This window comes from Dongia deserti (assembly GCF_003574735.1).
Lineage (GTDB): Bacteria > Pseudomonadota > Alphaproteobacteria > Dongiales > Dongiaceae > Dongia_A > Dongia_A deserti.
Window position 1 is genome coordinate 115,674 of the sequence record NZ_QORW01000008.1, and the last position, 22,113, is coordinate 137,786.

A 22,113-nucleotide genomic window follows, 5' to 3' on the forward strand; every position below is an offset into this window, starting at 1 on the left:
GGAACAGCTTCCAGGCCAGACCGCCAGAAGCGAACTGCGTCACAAGGAAAGATCTGGAACGCGCCGGCACGTGCGTGCCGGCGACACGGGCTTACTATCAGCGCGCGCTCGCGCTGCGGCCGACGTTCCACTGGCGGCAGCGCCAGCTGGGCAGGCGGATGGTGGCGGTGGTGCCGCGGCCTTTTTCGCTGTCGAGCGTCAGCGTGCCGCCATGCATCTCGACAAAGGCCTTGGTGATGGTGAGGCCAAGGCCCGTGCCGTCGTAGCGGCGGGCAAGCGTGCCGTCGATCTGCCCGAAAGGTTCGAGCGCGTGCGGAATCTCCTCCGGCGCCATGCCTATGCCGGTATCGCTGACGCTGATCAGGAGATCGCCGCCGTTTTCGCGCTTGGCGACGATGCGGATCTGGCCGCCCGCCGGCGTGAATTTGACTGCGTTGGACAGCAGATTGAGCAGCGCCTGGCTCACCAGCTTGCGGTCGGCATAGATGCGCGCGACGTCGGCGCCGACCTCGGAGCTCATGGCGAGACCGGCCTTCTGCGCGCGAATCTCGAGCAGGCGCTTGGCCTCGTCGATGGTCTCCACCAGGGGAAAGTCCTGCTCCACGATCTCGAAGCGCCCGGCCTCGACCTTACTCAGGTCGAGGATGTCGTTGATGAGCGAGAGCAGATGCTGGCCGCTGCGGTGGATGTCGGCGGCATAGTTGGCATATTGCGCGACGCCCACCGGCCCGAACAGCTCGCGCTCGATCACTTCGGCGAAGCCGATGATGGCGTTGAGCGGCGTGCGGAGTTCGTGGCTCATGTTGGCCAGGAACTGCGACTTGGTGCGGCTGGCGACTTCCGCCTGTTCCTTGGCGAGGCGCAGGTCACGCTGGCTGCGCGCCAGCGCGTCGCCGCGCTCCACCAGATCACTGACGTCCGTATAGACCGTCACCATGCCGCCCAGCTGCGTACGCCGGTCGCTGATGCGCAGATGCCCGCCGTTCAACATGCGCATCTCGACGTGGCCCTGGCCGTTGCGATGCAGCTGGCTGCGCAACAGGGTCCAATTTTCCTCCTGCTCGGGGGCGGCGACGATTTGGCCGGCCTCCAGCTCCAGGCGCAACACGTCGTCGAAGGTCATCCGCTCGATGTCGGCGTCGTGCGGAATGCCGAGATACGAGCGCGCAATCTGGTTACAGAAGCGCAGCGCGCCATCGGGTGCGTAATAGACCAGGCCGTCGGTCATGCCGTCGGTGGCGTCCAGCAGTTCGCGCCGCACGGACGCGGCCTCATGCTCGCTCCTGGTCAGGCGCACCGCAGCGCGCTTCTGGTTCGTGATGTCGAGGACGAAGCCATCCCAATAGACGCGGCCGCGCTCCGGATCCGGCGCCGCCCAGGCGCATTCGCGGAACCAGCGCAGTTCGCCGCTGCGTGGATGCACGTAGCGATATTCGTGGACGTAGGGCTCGCCCAGCTCCTTGCGTCGGCGCTCGGCCTCGCGATAGGCGGGCAAGTCGTCGGCATGGATGCGGCCGACCCAAGTGTTGACGTCGGCAAGGCGCGTGATGGGATCGATTGCGCCCATCATCTCGATTGCATCGCGGCCCCAGCAGCGGACCGCCCCGCCGACGAAGCCGTAGGCCCCGTCACCTGGCGTGCCCTGATAGACCATGATGTTGTGCATGTTCTCCAGCAGCGCCTCGACGCGCCGGAGCTCCGAGCGCCGCGCGATCGCGGCCGCGTGCCGGCTGACGCACAAATGCACCAGGCCGGCGGCGCCAGCCATGACATCCTCGCACAATGGCGAGGCAGGCTCTGAGTCGAGAAAGGCGAAGATCTTGCCGCGGTCGCCGGGCTGAGGCCCGTCGATTACCACCGTGTGCAATTTCAGATCCGGCATCGCCAGCCGGACCGCCTCCTCCGGCATGGACGCAGAGGCGACCGCGACCCGCTCCAGCGCTTCTGGCATTCCGCGGCTGACAAACAGCATCGGCTGCTCGCGCAACCCGGTGATGGTGATGGCGGTGTGCGTGATGCCTTCGACCGCGCAGAGTCGGTCGCAGACCAGCTGCAACTGGGTGTCGAGTTCCGGGCAGCGCGCCAACTCACGCGTGAGCTCGGCGAGATCTCGCATCCCTTGCATCGGGCTCCGGCCCCACTGTCCCAGACGCGGTTAGAGGTAGCGAAAAGTCTGCATCCGGATAGGTTAAGAAACCCTAGCCAAACGGCCTAATCCGGTCAGAAAACAGCCAGATAGCGCAGGGAAACAGCTACTCCCAGGCCGATAGCGATGGTTGCCATCAGGTTGCGGGTAAGGAGCGAGGCGGCGACCGCGGCAATGGTCGCGAAGAGGTCGGGGTTCAGCCACTGGCTGCCGTCCGGCGCCTGGTCCAGATGCAGGGCGAAGGGCACGATGATGGCGGTCAGGACGGCGACCGGGCAGTGGGCCAGTGCCTTCTCGATGATTCCAGGAATGCGGATGTGGTTGGCCACCAGGAATAGCGGGCAGCGTAGCACCAGATTGATCAGCGCCATGCCGAGAATGACGATGCCGACGCTCATGCCTGACCCCTACGCTCGAGGTGGCGCTCGAATATCACCGCGACGGCGATCGCGACCAGAGTCGCGATGGTGAGGCCGGCCTTGTAGGGCAGGGCGGCGAGCAAAGCTGCGAGAATGCCGGCCACCGCCGCCGCAGTCTGCGCGCCGGCTGTGCGCAGCTTCTGCACCACCATGCCGATGAAGGTGGCGATGGCGGCGAACTCGAGACCCAACCCATCCAGCCCTTTCATCTGCATGCCGACCGCGATGCCGATCATCGTCCAGCAGTTCCAATTGACGTGCATGCCGATGATGGATGCCAGGTACGCCCAGTGGCTGTTGCGATGAACGCCAAGGCGGCGATAGCGATCCTCCATCGCGGCGAATGTCTCGTCGGTCAGGCCAGCGGACAAAATGAAACGCCAACCGAGCGACAAGTGCCGTACATAGCCGACCAGGGTCGCCGCATAGAGCGTGTGGCGCAGATTGAGGATGAACGTGACAAGCCAGATCACCCAGGCCGGTGTCGCCACCGCCATCAGCGCGATCGCGACGAATTGCGCCGACCCCGAGAACACGAACAGCGACAGAGCCATGGTCTCGAACGGAGACAAGTGCAACGGCTGAGAGGTGGCGAGCGCGCCGAAGATCACGCCGAACGGCGCCGCGCCCACCATGAAGGGCAGGGTGATCTTGAGTCCGTCGAGGATTTCCGTACGACGGCTCGGCGCGGCCGCCCCTAAGTCGGCGGCCGCTTGCACCGTTGTTCCATCAGACAACCGAGAAATCCACTCGCGGTTTTTCGCGCGCGAGGCGCGCAACAATATCGAGCCCGCGCGCGACCGTGTCGATCGAGCCGGGCGCACTGATGCTGATGCGCACGCCGTTGCGGCCGCTGCGCGACAGCGAGAACGTGCTGGTGGGGCAGACCGCGACACCGCGGATGCGCGCCTGCAGCGCAAAGGCATCCGCCGGCCATTCGTCCGGCAAATCGAGCCAGCCATGCATCGCCGTCGGGTGGCCGTAGTAGGGCAGACCAGCGAGGATCTCGCGCGCCGCGGCTTGGCGCCGGGTATATTCGTCGCGCCGTTTGGTGGAAATGCGGTCGCCCTCGCCGTTGTGGATCCAGCGCGCGGCGATCTCCGCAGCCAACGGCGTCGCCAGCCAGGTCGAATGCCGCACCGCGTCGTTGATCAGATTGCAGTCGTCAGTGAGTGCACCGAGATAGCCGACGCGCAAACCGGGCGCCATCGACTTCGAGACGCTGCTGCAGAACACGCCGAGCTCCGGCGCGAAGTTCACCATTGGCTGTGGCGCGTTCGGCACCAGGAAGCCGTAGACGTCATCCTCGACGATCTTCACGCCGTAGCGTCGCGCCACTTCGGCCAGCTCGCGCCGGCGCTGTTCGGGCACCACGATCGAGGTCGGGTTCTGCAGGTTGGTGACGCAATAGAGCGCCTTGATGTTGCGGCCGCGGCAGGCGGCTTCGAACGCGTCGGGCAGGATGCCGTCGTTGTCCATCGGCAGGCCCTGCACGCGGAAGCGCAGGAAGTCGCCGAGGCGGCGCAGACCCGGCCAGGTCAGGCTCTCGGTCAGCACCGTGTCGCCCGGCTCTGTGATCGCGCCCAGCGCGACCATCACGCCATGTTGCGCGCCGGCAGTGATGAGAACGCGATCCGGATCGACCCGCACGCCGAACTGCGCGAGCAGCTTCGCGCCGGCTTCGCGGTGCGCACGACTGCCGCCACTGGCCTGATAGTTCAACAGCGCGCCGGCGCTGGCCGAATCCGACAGCTCGCGCAGCGTCGCGCGCATCATGCCCTCATACTCGCCGCCGGCATCAAGATCGGTCGGCGTGTTGATGCTGAAATCGATGACGTTCGAGTGCGCGATCGCCGCGGCCACTGCGGTCGGCACCGGCGCGTTGGTGCGATTGCTGACGCGCACGGCGATATCGCTGCGCACGAAGGTGCCGCGGCCCACTTCGCCGCCGATCAGGCCGCGCCGCTCCGCTTCGCCATAGGCGCGCGTTACGGTGCCGACTGTCACGCCGAGCTGATAGGCAAGCTCGCGATGGGTGGGAAGGCGATCACCGGGCGAAAGCCGGCTGGTGCGGATATCGGAGGCCAGCGCATCCGCAATCGCCAGATAGCGCGGGCCGCGGTGACTGCTAAGGTCGGGGATCCAAATTGTCATGAGGACAATGTTTGCGTTGACGGAGGACAATGTCAACCACAATATCGCTGTTCAGGGAGGCAATCGGGACAATCTAACGCTTCTGATGCTGGAGAATGAAAGATGTATCGGTACAATACGAGTGACAAATCGGGTTCTTACTTCGTGCGTCCCACGCGTGGCAAGACCGACAGCGGTGCCGTCACGCGCCTCTTCGATCAAGTCTTCACCTGGTTCGAGCGTTCGCGTCAGCGCCGTCATCTGGGCGAGCTCGACGACCGCCTGCTGCGCGACATCGGTGTCAGCCGCGCTGAGGTCGAGCACGAGGTCGCACTGCCGTTCTGGCGCGCCGATCGCGGCTAACGCATCGACACTGGAATAGGGACGCGGCGGGCGCTGACGCGGCGGAAAGCCGATGAACGCCCGACGCATTCCTCCATCGCGCGCGAGTGATCCGCAGCAGAGGGATCCCGGATGTATGTGCCCGCTTCATTCAAGATAATCGAGCAATCGGAGGTGCTGGCGCTGATGAAAGCCCATCCCTTCGCGGCGCTCATCAGCCACGATGCCGAAGGGCTCACCGCGACGCACGTGCCGACGGTCACGCGGCTGGAAGGCGAAACGCTCGTGGCGGAGTGCCATCTCGCGCGTCCCAATCCGCATTGGAAGCGACTGGCCGCCAATCCCGATGCCGAAGCCATGATGATCTTTTCCGGGCCCGACGCCTACATTCGCCCGGGCTGGTATCCATCGAAGGCCGAAGGTGGCAAGACCGTGCCGACGTGGAACTACGCGACCGTCCATGCCTATGGCCGGGTCGAGGTCATCCAAGAGGGCGCATGGCTGCTGCGCCACGTCACGGAGCTCTCCGAACAGCAGGAGAGTCCGTACGAGATGCCGTGGAAGACCAGCGATGCGCCGGAGCAGTACATCGCTGCGTTGATCCGCGGCATCGTCGGCGTTCGCCTCTCCGTCTCGCGCGTCGATGCGAAGGCGAAGATGGGCCAGAACCGCGATCGGCGCGACATTCGTGGTGCGGCCGACGGACTTGCCGCGCGGGCGCAGCGCTCGGATCTTGCTGTCTCCGCCATGATGCGCGCTGCGCGGAGTTGAGCCGCGTGACACTCGAATCTGCCATCGCATTCGCCATCGGCATGTTCTTTCTGGCTCTATCGCCCGGTCCCGGGTTGGCAACCATCATCTCGCGCGCGTGGGCCTCAGGGCCGGTGGCTGGGCTCGCCGTGACTGCGGGCCTGGTGCTGGCCGACTTCCTTTTCATGGGCATTGCGGTGCTCGGCCTGACCGCGGTGGCGACGGCGCTCGGCCCGCTGTTTCAGATCGTCAAATATGCCGGTGCTGCCTATCTGATCTGGCTGGGCTATCGCGCCTTCCGTTCCTCCGGCTTACCCCTGATCGTGAGGCCGAGAAGCGGAAAGGGCACTATCAAGGACGTTGGTCTCGGTTTCCTGGTCACGCTCGGGAACCCCAAAGCCATTCTGTTCTACGGCGCGCTGCTGCCGACCTTCCTCGACATGACGCAGATCCGCTTCGCCGACTTCCTGATTCTCGCGGCGATCGTTGTCTTGGCGTCCTATGTCGTCTATGGCAGCTACATCTTTCTGGCGGAGCGCAGCCGGCGACTTTTGTCGTCGACCGCCGCATCGCGGGTCTTCCATCGCTTGAGTGGATCGGTTCTGATCGGCGCAGGCGTGGCGGTGGCGGCACGATAGAAGGGGGCTTCGATGGCGCTGAAATTCTTCCAGGTCGACGCGTTTGCCAGCAAGCCATTCGCCGGCAATCCAGCGGCGGTCATGCCGTTGCCCGAATGGCTGCCCGACGAGACACTGCAGGCGATCGCGGCAGAGCACAATCTGGCGGAGACCGCGTACTTTGTACCGAAGGGGCAGGACTTTCATCTGCGCTGGTTCACGCCGACGGTCGAGATGCCGTTGTGCGGACATGCGACGCTCGCCAGCGCCTATATTGCTCTCAATCACCTGGAGCCCGAGCGGGACAATGTTGTCTTCCACACGCTCTCCGGCGCGCTGACGGTGGCGCGGGACGGCGAGCGGCTGCTGATGGATTTCCCCACCCGTACAAATGAGCCGGCGCCGGCTTCCGAGATCGCGCCGGTGGCCGAGGCAATCGGCGCCCAGATCGTCGATCTGCGCCGGGGCTGGACGTATCTGGCCGTGGTGGAGTCGGAGGATATCGTCCGCTACCTCAAGCCCGACATCGCGAAGATCGCCGCCCTGCCGCTGGATGTCGTCGTCACGGCGCGCGGCGCCAAGGCCGACTTCGTCTCGCGCGTGTTCGTGCCGAAGTTCGGAATTCCGGAAGACCCCGTGACGGGCGCGGCCCACTGCCTGCTGGTGCCCTATTGGGCGGAAGTGCTGGAGCGCAAGACCTTCTTCGCGCGGCAGGTCTCGCAACGCGGCGGCGAGCTTTGGCTGCGTCTTGAAGGTGACCGGCTGAAGATGGCGGGCCAGGCCGTGCTCACCGTTACTGGAGAGGTGCTGATTTGACCGCGTTGATCTCGGTCCCCACGCTCGCTGCTTTCGCCGCCGTGGCCCTTGCGATGGTCCTGACGCCAGGACCGAACATGGCCTATCTCGTGTCGCGCACGATCTGCCAGGGCCGCGCGGCGGGACTCATTTCGCTCGGTGGCGTCGGCATCGGGTTCGTGATCTATGTGCTGTTGGCCGCCTTCGGCATCACCGCTCTGCTGTTCGCCGTGCCGTTGGCCTATGACGCGCTGCGTCTCGCTGGCGCCGCCTATCTTGGCTGGATGGCATGGAACGCCCTCAAGCCTGGCGGCGCTTCGCCGTTTCAGGTGCGCAATCTGCCGGCTGATTCGCATCGCCGGTTGTTCTCGATGGGGCTTTTGACCAGCCTGCTCAATCCCAAGGTCGCGGCGCTTTATCTCTCCCTGCTGCCGCAGTTCATCGAGCCGGCCAGCGGCAACATCCTCGGCCAGACGGTCCTGCTCGGCATGACGCAGATCACCATCAGCCTCACGGTCAACGCGCTGATCGTGCTGGCGGCCGGCGCCGTCTCGGCCTTTCTGACGGGGCGGCCGTTCTGGACCCTGGTGCAGCGCTGGCTGATGGGTACGGTGCTGGCCGCGCTCGCCGTGCGCATGGCCCTCGACACCAGCCGGCGCTGATCCCGGCCTGCGCCGCATCGCCGCTTGCGGCGGCGGCGCGATTTCGGCTACTTACCTGTGCCCAAGGCCCCACAGCACGCGGGGTCGGGGCGCTGTTTACCATCATCCGAGATCGCGCCCACACATGGCCAACGGCAAGGACCATCAACATCTGCTGCCTGCGGGGCTGAAAGACGGCCTGCCGCCCGATGCCGCATTCGAAGCGGCAATGGTGGAGCGGCTGATGGCCTGCTTCGCGTCCTGGGGCTATGAGCGCGTAAAGCCGCCGTTGATCGAGTTCGAGGATGCGCTGCTGTCCGGCATGGGCGCAGCGATGGCGGCGGACACCTTCCGCCTGATGGATCCGGTCTCGCAGCGCATGATGGGACTGCGTGCCGATATGACGCCGCAGGTCGGGCGCATCGCTGCCAGCCGGCTGAAGAGCTCGGCCAGGCCGCTGCGTCTCTCCTATGCGGGGCAGGTGCTGCGCGTGAAGGGCGAGCAGATGCGCCCCGAGCGGCAGATCGGCCAGGCCGGCGTGGAGCTCATCGGCACCGAAAGCGCGGCTGCCGACGCTGAAGCTGTGCTGCTGGCCGCAGAAGCGTTGAAGCAGCTTGGCGTCGCGGCTCTAGTTGTTGACCTCAACGCACCGATGCTCGCGGTCTCCTATTTGCGCGAATCCGGCATTGCCGATCCGGCCCCGATCATCGCCGCGCTCGATCGCAAGGATGCTGCGGCGGTGAAGGAACTCGGCGGCGCACTGGCGCCAACCCTGCAGCAATTGATGAATGCGGTTGGCGCGCCGGCGCAGGCACTCGATCGCCTGGCCAGTATCGCGCTCACCCCGAGCGCGGCGGCGCAGCGCGATCGCCTGGTCGAAGTGGCGACGCTGGTGCAGGCTGCGGCCCCCGACCTCGGCCTCAATCTCGATCCCACCGATCACCGCGGATTCGAGTATCATACGGGCGTCACGTTCTCCTTGCTCGGGCGCGGCGTCGCCGGCGAGTTCGGGCGCGGCGGGCGCTATGTCAACCAGGCGGGCGAGGACGCGACCGGTTTCACGCTCTATCTCGACACGTTGTCGGCTGCCTTGCCCGCGCCCAAGCCGGCGCGGCGCATCTTCCTGCCGCGCGGCGCGTCGCACGATGCGGCCTTGCGCCTGCGCCAGGAAGGCTGGGTCACCATTCACGCGCTCGACAACGGCGCGGAGGATGAGAAGGAAGCGCGCCGCCTCGGCTGCTCGCATCTCTGGCGCAACGGCGCCATTCAAATGCTCTAACGGAGATTTCTCGGCATGGCGAATGTAGCGGTCATCGGCTCGCAATGGGGCGACGAGGGCAAGGGCAAGATCGTCGATTGGCTGTCGGAGCGCGCCGACGTGGTCGTGCGGTTCCAGGGCGGCCACAATGCGGGCCATACTTTGGTGATTGGCAACAAGACCTACAAGCTCAGCCTGCTGCCCTCGGGCGTCGTGCGAGGCAAGCTCTCCGTGATCGGCAATGGCGTGGTGGTCGATCCCTGGGCGCTCTTGAAGGAGATTGAGATTCTGCGCGGACAAGGCGTTGCGGTCACGCCGGATGTGCTCGCGGTGGCGGAGAATGCCGCGCTTATCCTGCCGCTGCACAGCAAGCTCGATCTGCTGCGCGAGGAGGCACGCGGCGCTGGCAAGATCGGCACGACAGGCCGCGGCATCGGCCCGGCCTACGAGGACAAGGCCGCGCGCCGCGCCATCCGCCTCTGCGACCTGCTCGACCCCGATGCACTGGATGGAAAGGTGCAGAACCTGCTCCAGCACCACAATGCGCTGCTGCGTGGCCTGGGCGCCGAGGAGGTGAATGCCGCTGAGCTGCTCGCGCAGTTACGCGGGGTGGCGCCCAAGGTTGCGCCGTTCGTGAAGACCGTCTGGCAGTTGCTCGACGCAGCGCGCAAGCGCAGCGACCGCATCCTGTTCGAAGGCGCGCAGGGTTCGATGCTCGACGTCGATCACGGCACCTATCCGTTCGTCACTTCCTCCAACACCGTCGCGGGGCAGGCGGCGACCGGCTCGGGCATCGGTGTCGGCGCGGTCGGCTACGTGCTCGGCATCACCAAGGCCTACACAACGCGCGTCGGCTCCGGCCCATTCCCGAGCGAACTCCACGACCAGATCGGCCAGACCCTCGGCGAGCGCGGGCACGAATTCGGCACGGTCACCGGCCGCAAGCGGCGCTGCGGCTGGTTCGACGCAGCGTTGGTGCGTCAGTCCGCGAAAGTGGGCGGTATCAACGGCATCGCTCTCACCAAGCTCGACGTGCTCGATGGATTCGAAGAGCTGAAGATCTGCATCGGCTACGACATCAATGGCCAGCACTTCGACTATCTGCCCTCCGCCGCGCATCTGCAGGCGGCCGCAAAGCCGGTCTACGAAACCGTCGAAGGCTGGTCCGAATCCACCAGGGGCGCGCGCTCCTGGGCGCAGCTGCCGGCAACCGCCATCAAATACATCCGCCGCATCGAGGAACTGATCGAAGTGCCGGTGGCGCTGCTCTCTACCTCGCCGGAGCGCGACGACACGATCCTGGTGACGGATCCGTTCACGGATTGAGTCGAGAGACGATCATATGAAAATCGATCGAGACGGATCGGGAGGTTTCACGCTTCATGCCAACTCCGACGAGCTGCTCATTATCAACAACGCCTTGAACGAAATATGTCATGGCCTGCCGATATCTGATTTCGAGGCGCGTATCGGACGCCCTTTGAATGAGGCGCAGTCAATCTTGATGCAAGTAGGCAAGGTGCTTAGCGAGAGCACCTTGAATTGATCATAGGATGTGTGGAGTGCTCGCGCATTGAATGTCTCATGAACTCAACCATCGTCGATGTTGCGCACAGCGCTCTGGATGACGCCGGTAGGGTCATCGAGAAACTAGACCGTGTCGCATTTGAGGCTCTTGCCCAGTCCATAGCTCAGGCCAAGACCATCGCGCTTCACGGCCTCGGCCGCGAGGGGTTGCAGATGAAGGGCCTTGCGATGCGGCTCTTCCATCTCGGGCTCGATGCGCATGTGGTGGGGGAGATGACGACGCCGCCGCTCGGCGCGGGCGATCTGCTGATCTGCTCTGCGGGACCGGGTGATTTTGCCACCATCGCGGCGCTCATGAAGATTGCGACGGATGCCGGCGCCAAGACGGCGGTCGTCACCGCCCAGCCCGGCAGCACGCTCGCGCAATCGGCGGATCACGTGCTGCACATCCCGGCCCAGACCATGGCCGACGACCAAGGCAGCAAGATTTCCGTCTTGCCGATGGGCTCCTTGTTCGAGCTCAGCCAGATGCTGGTGTTCGAGCTGCTGGTGCTGCGGCTCCGAGACATCAAGGGTGAGACCGCCGCTTCCATGCGCCGGCGCCACACCAACCTGGAGTGAGTTCATCCTTTTGCAGGGGGATGAGCGCACTGCATTCCTTACCGTCCCTTAACCTGTTCCCGTCATAACCTAGGATCGGCTCATTTTGTGTAGGGCCGGCGGGGCTAAACGGCCTTGGCCGCGAGGATTGGGCGCAAAGCGCGGTTGGCAATGGCGGACGATCAGATTCTGCTCGAAGAACGGTACGAGATTGCGGCGGACAGGCGTCTGCCCAAGCTCGATTCACCGGACGTTGACGCCTTTGCTGTCAATGACCGCAACGAGCCTGGCCGACCGATGTTCGCGCTAGTCGCGCCCGGGCACTTGCCGTGCCGCTATCTCGACCACCTCACCAAGAAACCGCCGTCCGATGCGCCGGTGCTCTGGCCGCGCGCCGCCGGCGTAATCGATTGGCCGATGGCCCCGGGCAATGGCAGCGCAATCGTCTGGGGCCGCCGTCCGGTTCTCATTTTCGATGCGCCGAAAGGCGAGCGCGTGTTCGGCCGCGAGATGGCACCACCGCGGCCCATGACCGAGCCGCAACTGGCGCGGCAGGTGATCACGCCGCTAGTCACGGCGATCCGCGAGATGAGCCTGCTTGGCATTCCGCATCGCGCGATCCGTCCGGGCAATCTGTTCTACCAGTCGAGCAGCCAGGGCCCGATGATGCTGGGTGAGTGCTTCAGCATGCCGCCCGGTTTCGCGCAGCCCGCGCTCTACGAGACGATCGAGAACGCGATCGCGGATCCGTACGGCCGCGGGCCTGGTCTCTCCGCCGACGATCTCTATGCGCTCGGTGTGCTCATCCTTCAGCTTCATATCGGACGCGACCCGACAGAGGGCATGACGGACGAAGAGATCGTCTCGGCCAAGATCTCCGCCGGCTCCTTTGCCGCACTGGCGGGACGCGAGAAGCTCTCCACGTCCATGGCCGAAATCCTGCGCGGCCTGCTGAACGACAAGGCAGGCGATCGCTGGACCTTGCGGCACCTCGATGCCTGGACCACCGGCCAGCATTTCACGCCGACCATGCCCTATCTGCCGCAGCGCGCCTCGCGCCCGATTCGCTTCGGCGACAGCGAGCACATGAACAGACCGGCCCTGGCCCATGCCATGGCGCGGCACTGGCCCGAAGCGTCGAAGCTGGTCGACAGCAGCGACTTCGATAACTGGATGAAGCGCAGCTTCAACGACGACAAGGTCGGCGACGTGATGATGCGGCTCATGGGCTCAGCCGCCGGGTCGGGACCGAGCGCAGCCATTAAGGATCGCTACATCGCGCGCCTCATCATCTGGATGAGTCCGCAATCGCCGATCTGCTATCGCGATATCCGGGTCAACGTGACCGGCATGGCGACCATGCTGGCCCAGCTATTAGACAATCAGCCGCTGCTCAACCAGTTCGTCGAGATGCTGCGTGGGCGATTGCCCCAGCTCTGGATGAACGAGCAGAGTGCCCTGAATTCGGATCAGCTCCAGCTGCGCCGCATCATGGAGGAGGTGGAGAAGCATATCGAACGACCAGGCATGGGCCAGGGCGTCGAGCGCGCGCTCTACGAATTGAATCCGCGAATACCCTGCCGCTCGCCGATGATTGCCGATTTCTACGTCACCAGCATGAAGGACCTGCTGCCGGCGATCGATGCCGCCCTGCCCGGACTGGGCGAGGGGGCGATTCCGTTCGACCGGCACATCGCGGCCTTCATCGGCGCTCATCTCCGGCGCACGATCGATCGCGAACTGACCGCCGTCTCCCAGGCAGAGAATGAGGCAGAACGCAGGATCGCCGTCCTGCGCCTGCTGGCGATGGTGCAGCAGGCCCATCCAAACCGCAAGCTGCCGCGCCTGGCGGATTCCGTCGTGGCCATGCTGATACCGGCGCTGAGCTGTTTCCATCACGCCACCGCGCGCGCGGATGCGGAGCGGCGCATGCACAAACTGGGCAAGGAATGCGATCTGGCGGGCTTGGCATTGCTGTTCGATCCGACCGGCCCCCATCGCCGCGCCGACAGCCTCGGCTTCACCGCCGCCAGGCGCGCCTACGTCGCGCTGAAGCAGGAGGAGCGATGGTTGGAGAACGGCGGACTGACGAATCCAAATCGTACCCGGCTGATCGGCCAGCGCGCCGCCGCCGTCACCTCTGCCTTCATCGCCAGTGCGGCGATCGCGGCCTACAGCGTCTTCGCCTTGTTGTGAGAGACTGATCGTGGCCAAGGAAGCACCAGCAAAAGCCGAAAACGCTGCCGGGCCCAGGCCGTTCAAGCCGGCCCTGCTGCTGATTCTGCTGCTGCCGGCCGCTGCCCTGATGGCGCCGATCGCGATCGTGCTCGTGGCCGCGCTGGTGCCGAGTGTGGTGGCGCGCATCGTCGATACGTCGCCCGGCCGCTATCTCACCTATACGGTCTTGAGCCTCAACCTGGTCGGCGCCCTGTATTTCGTACATCGAGTGCTGACCATGGGCAACGATCTGAGCGTGGCGATGCTGGTGCTGCAGGATGCAATCGGATGGCTAGCGGCGCTCAGCGGAGCTGGCTGCGGCTGGCTGTTGTTCCTCGCCATGCCGTCGGTCTTTGCCAAGATGGCGGAAGCGCAGTCCGGCCTGCGTATGCGCCGCGTGCATCGCGATCAGAGCCAGCTGATCAGCGAATGGGGTGATACGGTCGCGTCAAACGAGTCCTGAGGCGCGCCACGGCGCCACTCGTCAATTCGCGACGAACAAAGAAACCCGCGCCCAAGGAGCGCGGGTTTTCCATGGAGCGGATGGACTTACTGCGCCGCCAGCTTCTCGTCGAGTGCGGCATTGCGGATCGCGCGTTGCACCTTGTCGAACGCACGCACCTCGATCTGGCGCACGCGCTCGCGGCTGATGCCGAACTCCTTGGAAAGGTCCTCGAGCGTCGTCGGCTCGTCCTTCAGGCGGCGCTCCGACAGGATGCGCCGTTCGCGCGGATTGAGCAGATTGAGCGCGCGGTCCAGCAGCTTCTGCCGGCGGCCGAACTCCTGGCTCTCGGCCAGCTGCGATTCCTGGCTCTCACCTTCATCGACCAGCCATTCCTGCCACTCGCCCTCGCCATCCATGCGCACGGGCGCATTCAATGAATGGTCCGGTGCGGCAAGGCGCCGGTTCATGTCGATGACGTCGCTCTCCGGCACCTCGAGGCGCGTGGCGATTTCCGACACCGTCTCGGGCCTGAGATCGCCTTCCTCCAGCGCCTTCAACTGGCCTTTGACGCGGCGCAGGTTAAAGAACAGCTTCTTCTGCGCGGCGGTGGTGCCGATCTTCACCAGCGACCAGGAATGCAGGATGTATTCCTGGATGGCGGCGCGGATCCACCACATCGCGTAGGTCGCGAGCCGGAAACCCTTGTCGGGATCGAAGCGCTTCACCGCCTGCATCAGGCCGACATTGCCTTCGGAAATGACCTCGGACATGGGAAGCCCATAACCGCGATAGCCCATCGCGATCTTCGCCACCAGGCGCAGATGGCTGGTGACCAGCCTGTGCGCGGCTTCGGTGTCCTGATGTTCCTGCCAACGTTTGGCCAGCATGAATTCTTCGCTCTGTTCCAGCATCGGGAACTGGCGAATCTCCGCGAGGTAGCGGGCCAGATTGGAATCGCTGACAAGGCTTGGCAGGTTTCGTACGGCCATATCGTCCCCTTTATGGTGTCGCTAGGACATCATAGAACAGCCCAGTCCCTATCCCATTACGATTGCCGCAGGGCTGCAGACGACTCCCTGCATGGCTTTGAGAAACTGGCGAATGTAAGGTTGGCTTACATTGCGTCGATTTCAAGGCATCCGACTCGTGCGCCTGGAAATTATTTCTAACCCTTTGAAAGAGCTGAAGATAATGCCATCAGATCTGCGGGCAGCGGCGATTCCCAGCGCAATGTCTTGCCCGTCCGTGGGTGGGCGAAGCCCAGCATCGCCGCGTGCAGCGCCTGCCGTGGAAAGGTGGCTGCCGCGGGCAGCGCTTTGCGCCGCGCGGGTGTGACGCGGCCATAGGTCTCATCACCGATCAGTGGATGGCCGATCGCCGCGAGATGCACACGAATCTGATGCGTGCGTCCGGTCTCCAGCTGGCAGGACAGCTCGGCCGCGGCGAGGCCGAACACTTTCGTGACTTGGTAATGCGTGACCGCGTGCTTGCCGCCCGATTTGACGATGGTCATGCGCTTCCGATCGATGCCGTGACGGCCGATATTGCCTTCGATCGTGCCGGATTTCGGCGAGGGCAGGCCCCATACAAAGCAGCGATATTCCCGCTCGATGTCGTGGGTGGCGAAGGCTTCGCTCAGCGCCTTGTGTGCGACATCGTTCTTGGCGGCGACGACGAGACCGCTGGTGTCCTTGTCGATGCGATGGACGATCCCGGGGCGCTTCACCCCGCCGACGCCGCTCAGGCTGTCGCCGCAATGGGCGATCAGCGCATTGACCAGCGTGTTCTCCGGATTGCCGGGCGCCGGGTGCACCACCATGCCGGCTGGTTTGTCGATAACGATCAGGTCGCGATCTTCGTAGACGACGGTGAGCTCGATCGCCTGGCCGCGCGGCACGGCATCCTCGGGTGGCGGCACGGTCAGCTCGAGCAGCTGGTCCGGTTTGACCCGGTAGGAGGGGTCGTCTAAGGTCTCGACCGCGCCGCCCGCCGGCTGGACCAACCGCAAATTGCCTTGCTCGATCAGCGCCTTGATGCGGCTGCGCGAGAGCTCGGGAAAGGCCGCAGCGAGGCAGCGGTCGACCCGCTCGCCGGCTTCGGTGTCGGCGACGCGATGGCAAGAAATCGTGCTGACGGACGGGTCGCTGTTGTGGGGCGCGATCATTGGGATGGGGCGTGACGTGCCGGCATATGGGGTGGAGCATCCAGTACAGCAGGGCAGCAGGCTGCTCAAGGGCGCGGTGGCGGGCCTCTGCGCCGTGCTGGCGATCTGCGCCATCGTGATCACCACCGCCATTGCCTATCGCTTCATCAGGCCGGCGCCACCGCCGCAGCTGGCACCCTTCGGCGTCTCGGCCCTGCCATTGCCGGTCGGCTGCTCAATCCACTACGTGACGGCGGAGGGCGACCGCCTCATCCTGGAGATCGGCGGCGGCGAAGAATGCCGCCGCATCCTGGTCACCGACATGCGGACCGGCGCGCTGCTCGGCCAGTTTCAGTTTCCTCCTCAGTGACATCACGGAAAGAGCGATGAACTTCATCAGCGACAATGCGGTCGGCGTGGCGCCGGAGATCATGAGCGCGCTGGCGGAGGCCAATCGCGGCCCCAGCATGCCGTATGGCGCCGATGACTGGACCCGGCGCGTGGAACGCAAGATGGCCGAGATCTTCGAGCACGAGGTCCGCGTCTTTCCGGTAGCGACCGGCACGGCCGCCAACGCCTTGTCGCTCGCCTGTCTCACGCCGCCCTACGGCTCGATCTACGCGCACGAGGAGGCGCACGTCATGGCCGACGAGTGCGGCGCCCCGGAGTTGTTCAGCGGCGGCGCGAAACTCCGTCCGCTCCCGGGTGCGCACGGCAAGCTTACTGCGGAGACGCTGGACCGCGCGCTGAAGAGAGACACCACGGGCGACGTCCATCAGGTGATCCCGGCCACCATCAGCCTGACCCAGGCGACGGAGGCGGGGACTGTCTACCAGCCGGCGGAGCTGCAGGCGATCGCCGAGGTCGCGCGCCGGCACAAGGTGCGCCTGCACATGGATGGCGCGCGCTTCGCCAATGCGATGGCGTTCCTCGGCGTGCCGGCGCGTCAGGTGACCTGGGAGGCCGGCATCGACGTACTCTCGTTCGGTGCCAGCAAGGGCGGCTGCATGGCGGCGGAGGCGGTCGTGTTCTTCAATCCCGCCCTGGCCGAGAGTTTCGGGCATCGTCGCATGCGGGGCGGCCATCTCGTTTCCAAGATGCGCTTCGTCTCGGCCCAGCTCGAGGCCTATCTCACCGATGGCCTATGGCTGAGGCTGGCGCGACACGCCAATGCGATGGCGCAGCGCCTGACGCGGGGGCTGAGCACGACCTTGCCGCGTCTGCCGGGCGCGCGGCTGTTGCATCCCGTGGAAGGCAACGAGCTGTTCGTGCAGTTGCCGGCCAGCACGATCGCAGGCCTGCGCCAAGCCGGCTTCGAGTTCTATGACTGGCCGGTGGAGGAGGGCACCGCGATCCGGCTGGTCACGGCCTTCAACACCGAGGCTGCGCACGTCGAGTTGTTGCTGAAGACCGTCGAGGAATTGGCCGGCCGCGCCACAGTGAATTAAGCCGGCCAATCGTTCCAGCCCCAGCCCTCCGCAAGCTGCAGGCAGGTTTGCCAGTGCTCCACGGTATCCGTCGTGGAGGCGCCGCGCAGCGAGGCGGCTGCACTGGCGTGGGCCAGCGCCAGGCAACGCCTGACCTCCCAGCCCTCGTGCAATCCATAGAGCATACCGGCGGCGAACGCGTCGCCGGCGCCATTGGCGCTGACGATCGCGGACTGCGGCACCCGAACGGAAGGCTGTTGCGTCACGGTGCCGTCGCGCGCGACCGCGATGGCGCCTTTGGGGAAATGCACCACGACTAGGCTGATGCTGCCGTGCTTCAAGACATGACGCGCGGCCTCGAGACAGGCCGCGATGTTGGTGACGCCTTCGTCATAGGTTCTCTGATCGGCCAGCGCGCCGATCTCCCAGTCGTTGACGATCAGGTAATCGAGATGAGGCAGGCACGGCCGGATGATGCCGGCGAGACGCTGGGGCTCGATCATCACCAGCTCAAAGTTGGTGAGCATGCCGGCGGCCCGCGCCTTCTTGAGCACGGTCACCCAGCCATTCGCATCGCCCTGCCAGGGTGAATCCAGCACGCGGTGGATGCCCGGCAGGCCCAGATGAAAAATCCTCCCGCTGGTCCTGGAGAAGTCGAAATGATCCGGCGTCAGCAGGGCAGCGGCGCCGGCGTAGTAGATGTGCGTGCGCCGGCCGGTGCGCTTGGAGCCGAAGCAATCGGTGAACTGGGTCGGCAGCTCCTTGGTGATGGCGATCTGGCGGCGGTCGATGCCGAAACTATCGGCGTGGCTCAGCAGGAAGCGCCCGTTCTCGTCGTCGCCGACGATGCCGACGGTCTCGACCGGCATTGCCGGATCGAGCTTCTTCATGTCGATGGCGAGATTGGAGGCCGAGCCGCCGCCGCGCACATCGATCTGATGGATCTCCGCGATCGAATCCTCCGGCGGCCAGAAGTCGATCATCTTGTTGAGATCGACGCACCAGGTGCCGCCGGTGACGAAGCCGCGCCGTGTGCCCGCCATGGTGCGATCCTCAGCCGGCCTTCAGCGGCGCTTCCGTGACGACGAGGTCGTCGTCGAGCGATCGTGCCGGCTTGATCTTCTGCTTCTGCAATTCACCGTGATAGGCCTTCACGGCTTCGGCCGGCGCGATCGTGCCGTCTGCCACCTGCCGCATCATCGCGACCATGGCAAGCGGGTCTTCTGCCAAGTTGATCTTGCGCCCGAACAGAGCCACGCGCGCGCCGTAGCGCTCTGCCTGGTACAGAAGCTCGAAGCAGTCGCGTGTCGTGCCGGCGCCGCCGCCCAGCACGCCAACCACTAAGCTCGGGTCGAACGAGGCAAGCTCCTCCAGCGCCTTCGGACCGTTATAGGCGATCTTTAAGAACTGCGGCCGTTCTGCCTTGGTGACGCCGGCAAGGCAACGCAGGATCACGTCGTTCACGTAGTGCGGCAACACCTTCGGATCGATGCCCGTCTCAACATTCGGGTTGAAGACTTCGAGGAAATATTTGAAGCCATGCGCCACCGCATCGACGCGGAATTCCCCGAACGCCTCTAATGACCGCACATCGGCGTCGATGTCATTGTTAAATGTGATGGAGTAGAGCCCGAGGTCTGTGCCGACGATCTGCCTGTCGGGCGTGGGCTCCGCCGCGCCATACATCACGTGCGACAAGGAGGCTGAGCGGAAAGGGCGGGACACGCTGTTGTGATAGACCGCGCCGCGGCAGCGCCAGATGTCCGTCGTGTCATTGGCGCGGATGGCGGGCTTCACCGCGCTGTTGCGGAACACGTCACGCTCGTTCAGCAGCTCGAGGTTCGACGCCGATACCAGCATGATGTCGACGATGTCCTGTTGCACGATGGCGGTGATCTGGTCCAGGAACTCCGCGCGCGTGCGATAGCGATTCCAGGTGCCGTCCGGCTGGCGATGCGGGCCGCTGGAGGTGAGGCTCGGCCCCATGTCGCCGTCCTTGGCGTCGGCAATGATGAAATCCGACCGCTTGTACTGGCCGGACCGGATGCGGGCGAGCTTGCTGTCCAGACGCTTCATTCCAAATTGCTCCTTCAAAGAATAAGGCGAGCAGCCGTCTGAGGCCGCTCGCCATGGAACTCTCAACCCCAGCACTTTTTGAGTGCCTGGTCCGATGTGATGGATTCGATGCCCTCCACCGGCTTGTCGGTGACCAGTGCCACGCCCGTGTTGAAGAAGTCGAGGCCTGGTGTGGGCGTCGGCTTCTCGCCGGTCTTGGCGAACTTCGCCACCGCTTCCACGCCCATGGAGGCCATGAGCAGCGGATATTGCTGCGCCGTCGCGCCGATGACACCGGCCTTCACGTTCTGCACGCCGGGGCAGCCGCCATCGACCGACGTCATGATGACATCCTTGTCGCGGCCGATCGCCTTCAGCGCTTCATGCGCACCGGCGGCGGTCGGCTCGTTGATGGTGTAGACGACATTCACGGTCGGGTCCTTTTGAAGGAGATTCTCCATGCCCGTCCGTCCGCCTTCTTCCGAGCCGGCGCCCCATTGATGGCCGACGATGCGCTCGTCGGTTTCATCGCCATAGCGCTTGGGATCCTTGATGTCGATCCCGAAGCCTTTCATGAAGCCCTGGTCGCGCGCCAAGTCGACGCTCGGTTGGGATTGTATGGCGTCGATGAAGGCGATGCGCGCATCCTTTGCATCGTTGCCCAGAGTCTTGGCCGCCCAGGCCCCGATCAACTCGCCGGCCTTGAAATTGTCGGTGGCGAAGGTGGCGTCGGCCGCGCTGGTCGGCTCCAGCGGCGTGTCGAGCGCGATGACGAGGATGCCGGCCTGGCGCGCTTTCTCGACCGACGGCACGATCGCCTTGGTGTCGCTGGCGGTGATGAGGATGCCCTTGGCGCCGGCCGCGATCAGGTTCTCGATCGCCGCAACCTGGGTTTCATTGTCGCCGTCATACTTGCCGGCGAAGCTCTGCAGCTCGAGGCCGAGCTTCTTGGCTTCCGCTTCGGCGCCTTCCTTCATCTTGGCGAAGAACGGATTGGTGTTGGTCTTGGTGATCAGGCCGACGATCACCTTCTCCTGGGCATAGGCAGGGGCCGTCCACAGGGCCGCTGTCAATGCAGCGATCGCCGCGCACGCTGTGACGCTCAAACGCCACGCGGACCAGCGCCCGCGCTTCATCGCACGATCCACAATCATGTCTTCCTCCCAAATTGCTCCTCGCCAAAGCGGCGGGCGCTTATCGGCCCGATCGCAGGACTGGGCCGCCCGGAATTCAAATTCACCATTTTGCATCTTGTCAAGCAGATCACGGAAAAGATATGCATAGAAATATGCAAAAGCAGCTCACCGCCGCTACCGGCATCGGGCAGGTCCTCGCGCTCATCCTCTCGCGCCAGGCGACCACTCGGCCGGATCTCGAGCGCGTCTCCGGGCTGTCGCGCGCCACCGTCGCGCATCGCCTGGGTGAGCTGCTGGAGATCGGCCTCATCGACGAGGCGGCCGAGCGCCAGCCGAGCGGCGGGCGACCGTCGCGCATCCTGAAGCTGAATGAAGGCTTCGGCGTGACCGTGGCGGCCGATATCGGCGAGAGCGTCACGCGCGTCGCCGTTACCGATCTCGCGCCGCGCATCCTGGTGGAGCAGACCATCACCATCGATGTGGCCAGCGGGCCTTTGCCGATCCTGGGCGAGATCGCGCGCTTAGCACGCGCACTGCTGAAGCGGGCGAGCTGCAAGCCGAGCCATGTCTTTGGCATCGGCCTCAGCCTGCCCGCGCCGGTCGATCACGAAGGTGGGCGCGTGGTCGGCCCTTCGGTCATGCGCCAGTGGGACAATTTCGATATCCGCGGTTGGCTGGAAAAGGCGCTGGGCACCGACGCACTTATCGACAATGACGTGAATCTGCTGGCGCTGTCGGAGCATCGCCGCTTCTGGCCATCCGCCGATCACTTCTTCTTCGTGAAGGCCGGGACCGGCATCGGCAGCGGCATCGTCGTCCGCGGGCAGGTCTATCGCGGCGGGCGCGGTGCCTCGGGCGATATCGGCCACATCCAGTTCGACGCGCCGAAAGCGCCGCTTTGCCGTTGCGGCAAGCTCGGCTGCGTGGAGGCGCGTGCGGCGGGCTGGGCGATCGCGCGCGATCTGCGAGCGCTGGGCTTCGAAGGCCAGAACGCACGCGACGTCGTAGCGCTGCTCGATCGCGGCACGCCCGAATGCATCCGGCGCATCCGCGAGGCGGGACGCGTGCTGGGCGAAGTGTTGGCCGACGTGGTCAGCATTCTCAATCCCACGACGATCGTGATCGGTGGCACACTCTCTCAAGCCGGCGAGCATCTGATCGCCGGCATTCGCGAGATGATCTATCAGCGCTGCCTGCCGCTCGCGATCGGAGGGCTCGCCATCCACACCGCGCGCAGCGATGACCGCGCCGGCATCCTCGGCACCGCCCAACTCGTCATCGACGCCAAGCTGCAGCCGTCCGCGATCGGGCAAACGGTGGCGAGAGTGGTGGGGTACTAGGGGGGCACATCGGTGCGGACTCCCTCCCCCCAAGCTGGGGGAGGGTTGAGGTGGGGTGCTCCCCACCTAACCTCTCCCGGCTCGGGGGAGGAATAGTGAGACGTGCCGATGAACGAATGTGC

Annotated in this window: 23 protein-coding genes; 14 read left to right on the forward strand and 9 right to left on the reverse strand. The window is 65.1% G+C overall.

From position 1 onward, the window contains the following. Positions 1-97: 97 nt before the first annotated feature. The 4 genes from DTX69_RS14180 to DTX69_RS14195 form a co-directional block, all read right to left on the reverse strand. Positions 98-2,125 carry a PAS domain-containing sensor histidine kinase gene (locus DTX69_RS14180; protein WP_119302195.1) on the reverse strand — a complete coding sequence of 676 codons (2,028 nt, stop codon included), beginning with the start codon at positions 2,123-2,125 and terminating at the stop codon, positions 98-100. Positions 2,126-2,220: 95 nt separating this feature from the next. Next, entirely contained in the window at positions 2,221-2,544 is a 324-nt protein-coding gene (locus DTX69_RS14185) for an AzlD domain-containing protein (RefSeq protein WP_119302196.1), read from the reverse strand. Beyond that, the gene (locus tag DTX69_RS14190; protein WP_162917171.1) at positions 2,541-3,302 is read right to left on the reverse strand and encodes an AzlC family ABC transporter permease; all 762 of its coding nucleotides are present in this window, start codon (positions 3,300-3,302) and stop codon (positions 2,541-2,543) included. Before DTX69_RS14190 ends, DTX69_RS14185 begins: the two co-directional genes overlap by 4 nt. Further along, positions 3,295-4,719 (reverse strand): aminotransferase-like domain-containing protein, encoded by a 1,425-nt coding sequence (locus DTX69_RS14195; protein ID WP_119302198.1) that lies wholly within the window; start codon positions 4,717-4,719, stop codon positions 3,295-3,297. The genes DTX69_RS14190 and DTX69_RS14195 overlap by 8 nt, the downstream gene beginning before the upstream one ends. 102 nt (positions 4,720-4,821) lie before the next feature. Between DTX69_RS14195 and DTX69_RS14200 the strand changes: the two genes are divergently transcribed. From DTX69_RS14200 to DTX69_RS14250, 11 genes are all read left to right on the forward strand, one after another. Next, positions 4,822-5,061 carry a DUF1127 domain-containing protein gene (locus DTX69_RS14200; RefSeq protein ID WP_119302199.1) on the forward strand — a complete coding sequence of 80 codons (240 nt, stop codon included), beginning with the start codon at positions 4,822-4,824 and terminating at the stop codon, positions 5,059-5,061. A 111-nt stretch (positions 5,062-5,172) separates the two neighbouring features. Then, positions 5,173-5,811 carry an FMN-binding negative transcriptional regulator gene (locus tag DTX69_RS14205; RefSeq protein ID WP_119302200.1) on the forward strand — a complete coding sequence of 213 codons (639 nt, stop codon included), beginning with the start codon at positions 5,173-5,175 and terminating at the stop codon, positions 5,809-5,811. 5 nt (positions 5,812-5,816) lie between these two features. Beyond that, positions 5,817-6,428, forward strand: coding sequence for a LysE family translocator (locus DTX69_RS14210; RefSeq protein ID WP_162917172.1), 612 nt, complete (start codon positions 5,817-5,819; stop codon positions 6,426-6,428). A 12-nt stretch (positions 6,429-6,440) separates the two neighbouring features. After that, complete coding sequence (locus DTX69_RS14215) at positions 6,441-7,223, forward strand: PhzF family phenazine biosynthesis protein (protein ID WP_119302202.1); 783 nt, start codon at positions 6,441-6,443, stop codon at positions 7,221-7,223. Then, positions 7,220-7,864 (forward strand): LysE family translocator, encoded by a 645-nt coding sequence (locus tag DTX69_RS14220; RefSeq protein WP_284735766.1) that lies wholly within the window; start codon positions 7,220-7,222, stop codon positions 7,862-7,864. Before DTX69_RS14215 ends, DTX69_RS14220 begins: the two co-directional genes overlap by 4 nt. A 124-nt stretch (positions 7,865-7,988) precedes the next feature. Continuing rightward, entirely contained in the window at positions 7,989-9,122 is a 1,134-nt protein-coding gene (locus tag DTX69_RS14225; protein WP_119302204.1) for an ATP phosphoribosyltransferase regulatory subunit, read from the forward strand. A gap of 15 nt (positions 9,123-9,137) precedes the next feature. Further along, positions 9,138-10,427 carry an adenylosuccinate synthase gene (locus tag DTX69_RS14230; RefSeq protein ID WP_119302205.1) on the forward strand — a complete coding sequence of 430 codons (1,290 nt, stop codon included), beginning with the start codon at positions 9,138-9,140 and terminating at the stop codon, positions 10,425-10,427. A gap of 16 nt (positions 10,428-10,443) precedes the next feature. Next, positions 10,444-10,647, forward strand: a complete 204-nt coding sequence (locus DTX69_RS14235) for a hypothetical protein (RefSeq protein WP_119302206.1) — start codon at positions 10,444-10,446, stop codon at positions 10,645-10,647. Positions 10,648-10,685: 38 nt separating this feature from the next. Beyond that, the gene (gene hxlB / locus DTX69_RS14240; RefSeq protein ID WP_119302207.1) at positions 10,686-11,249 is read left to right on the forward strand and encodes a 6-phospho-3-hexuloisomerase; all 564 of its coding nucleotides are present in this window, start codon (positions 10,686-10,688) and stop codon (positions 11,247-11,249) included. A gap of 150 nt (positions 11,250-11,399) precedes the next feature. Beyond that, positions 11,400-13,424 (forward strand): protein kinase family protein, encoded by a 2,025-nt coding sequence (locus DTX69_RS14245; RefSeq protein ID WP_119302208.1) that lies wholly within the window; start codon positions 11,400-11,402, stop codon positions 13,422-13,424. 10 nt (positions 13,425-13,434) lie between these two features. Next, a complete protein-coding gene (locus DTX69_RS14250) occupies positions 13,435-13,908 on the forward strand; it encodes a hypothetical protein (protein ID WP_119302209.1) in 474 nt (157 codons plus the stop codon). 86 nt (positions 13,909-13,994) lie between these two features. On the opposite strand, the gene rpoH is transcribed toward DTX69_RS14250, so the two are convergent. Together rpoH and DTX69_RS14260 are read right to left on the reverse strand one after the other, a co-directional pair. Beyond that, positions 13,995-14,879 (reverse strand): RNA polymerase sigma factor RpoH, encoded by an 885-nt coding sequence (gene rpoH / locus DTX69_RS14255; protein WP_119302210.1) that lies wholly within the window; start codon positions 14,877-14,879, stop codon positions 13,995-13,997. Between the two features lie 176 nt (positions 14,880-15,055). Beyond that, positions 15,056-16,054, reverse strand: a complete 999-nt coding sequence (locus tag DTX69_RS14260) for an RluA family pseudouridine synthase (protein WP_119302211.1) — start codon at positions 16,052-16,054, stop codon at positions 15,056-15,058. Positions 16,055-16,070: 16 nt separating this feature from the next. Here DTX69_RS14260 and DTX69_RS14265 point away from each other — a divergent pair, with 16 nt between their 5' ends. Continuing rightward, a complete protein-coding gene (locus DTX69_RS14265; RefSeq protein ID WP_162917173.1) occupies positions 16,071-16,403 on the forward strand; it encodes a hypothetical protein in 333 nt (110 codons plus the stop codon). 16 nt (positions 16,404-16,419) lie between these two features. After that, on the forward strand, positions 16,420-17,481 hold the full coding sequence (locus tag DTX69_RS14270; protein WP_119302213.1) for a threonine aldolase family protein: 1,062 nt from the start codon (positions 16,420-16,422) through the stop codon (positions 17,479-17,481). Here the strand turns inward: DTX69_RS14270 and DTX69_RS14275 are convergent. From DTX69_RS14275 to DTX69_RS14285, 3 genes are all read right to left on the reverse strand, one after another. After that, entirely contained in the window at positions 17,478-18,503 is a 1,026-nt protein-coding gene (locus tag DTX69_RS14275) for a carbohydrate kinase family protein (RefSeq protein ID WP_119302214.1), read from the reverse strand. The two genes, DTX69_RS14270 and DTX69_RS14275, sit on opposite strands and share 4 nt — an antisense overlap. A 10-nt stretch (positions 18,504-18,513) precedes the next feature. Continuing rightward, positions 18,514-19,536 carry a hypothetical protein gene (locus DTX69_RS14280; protein ID WP_119302215.1) on the reverse strand — a complete coding sequence of 341 codons (1,023 nt, stop codon included), beginning with the start codon at positions 19,534-19,536 and terminating at the stop codon, positions 18,514-18,516. Positions 19,537-19,598: 62 nt separating this feature from the next. Further along, complete coding sequence (locus DTX69_RS14285) at positions 19,599-20,669, reverse strand: sugar ABC transporter substrate-binding protein (protein WP_284735767.1); 1,071 nt, start codon at positions 20,667-20,669, stop codon at positions 19,599-19,601. Positions 20,670-20,803: 134 nt separating this feature from the next. On the opposite strand from DTX69_RS14285, the gene DTX69_RS14290 reads away from it, so the two are divergent. Further along, positions 20,804-21,991: an ROK family transcriptional regulator gene (locus DTX69_RS14290; RefSeq protein ID WP_284735768.1), complete on the forward strand. Its 1,188-nt coding sequence runs from the start codon at positions 20,804-20,806 to the stop codon at positions 21,989-21,991. Positions 21,992-22,113: the final 122 nt, after the last annotated feature.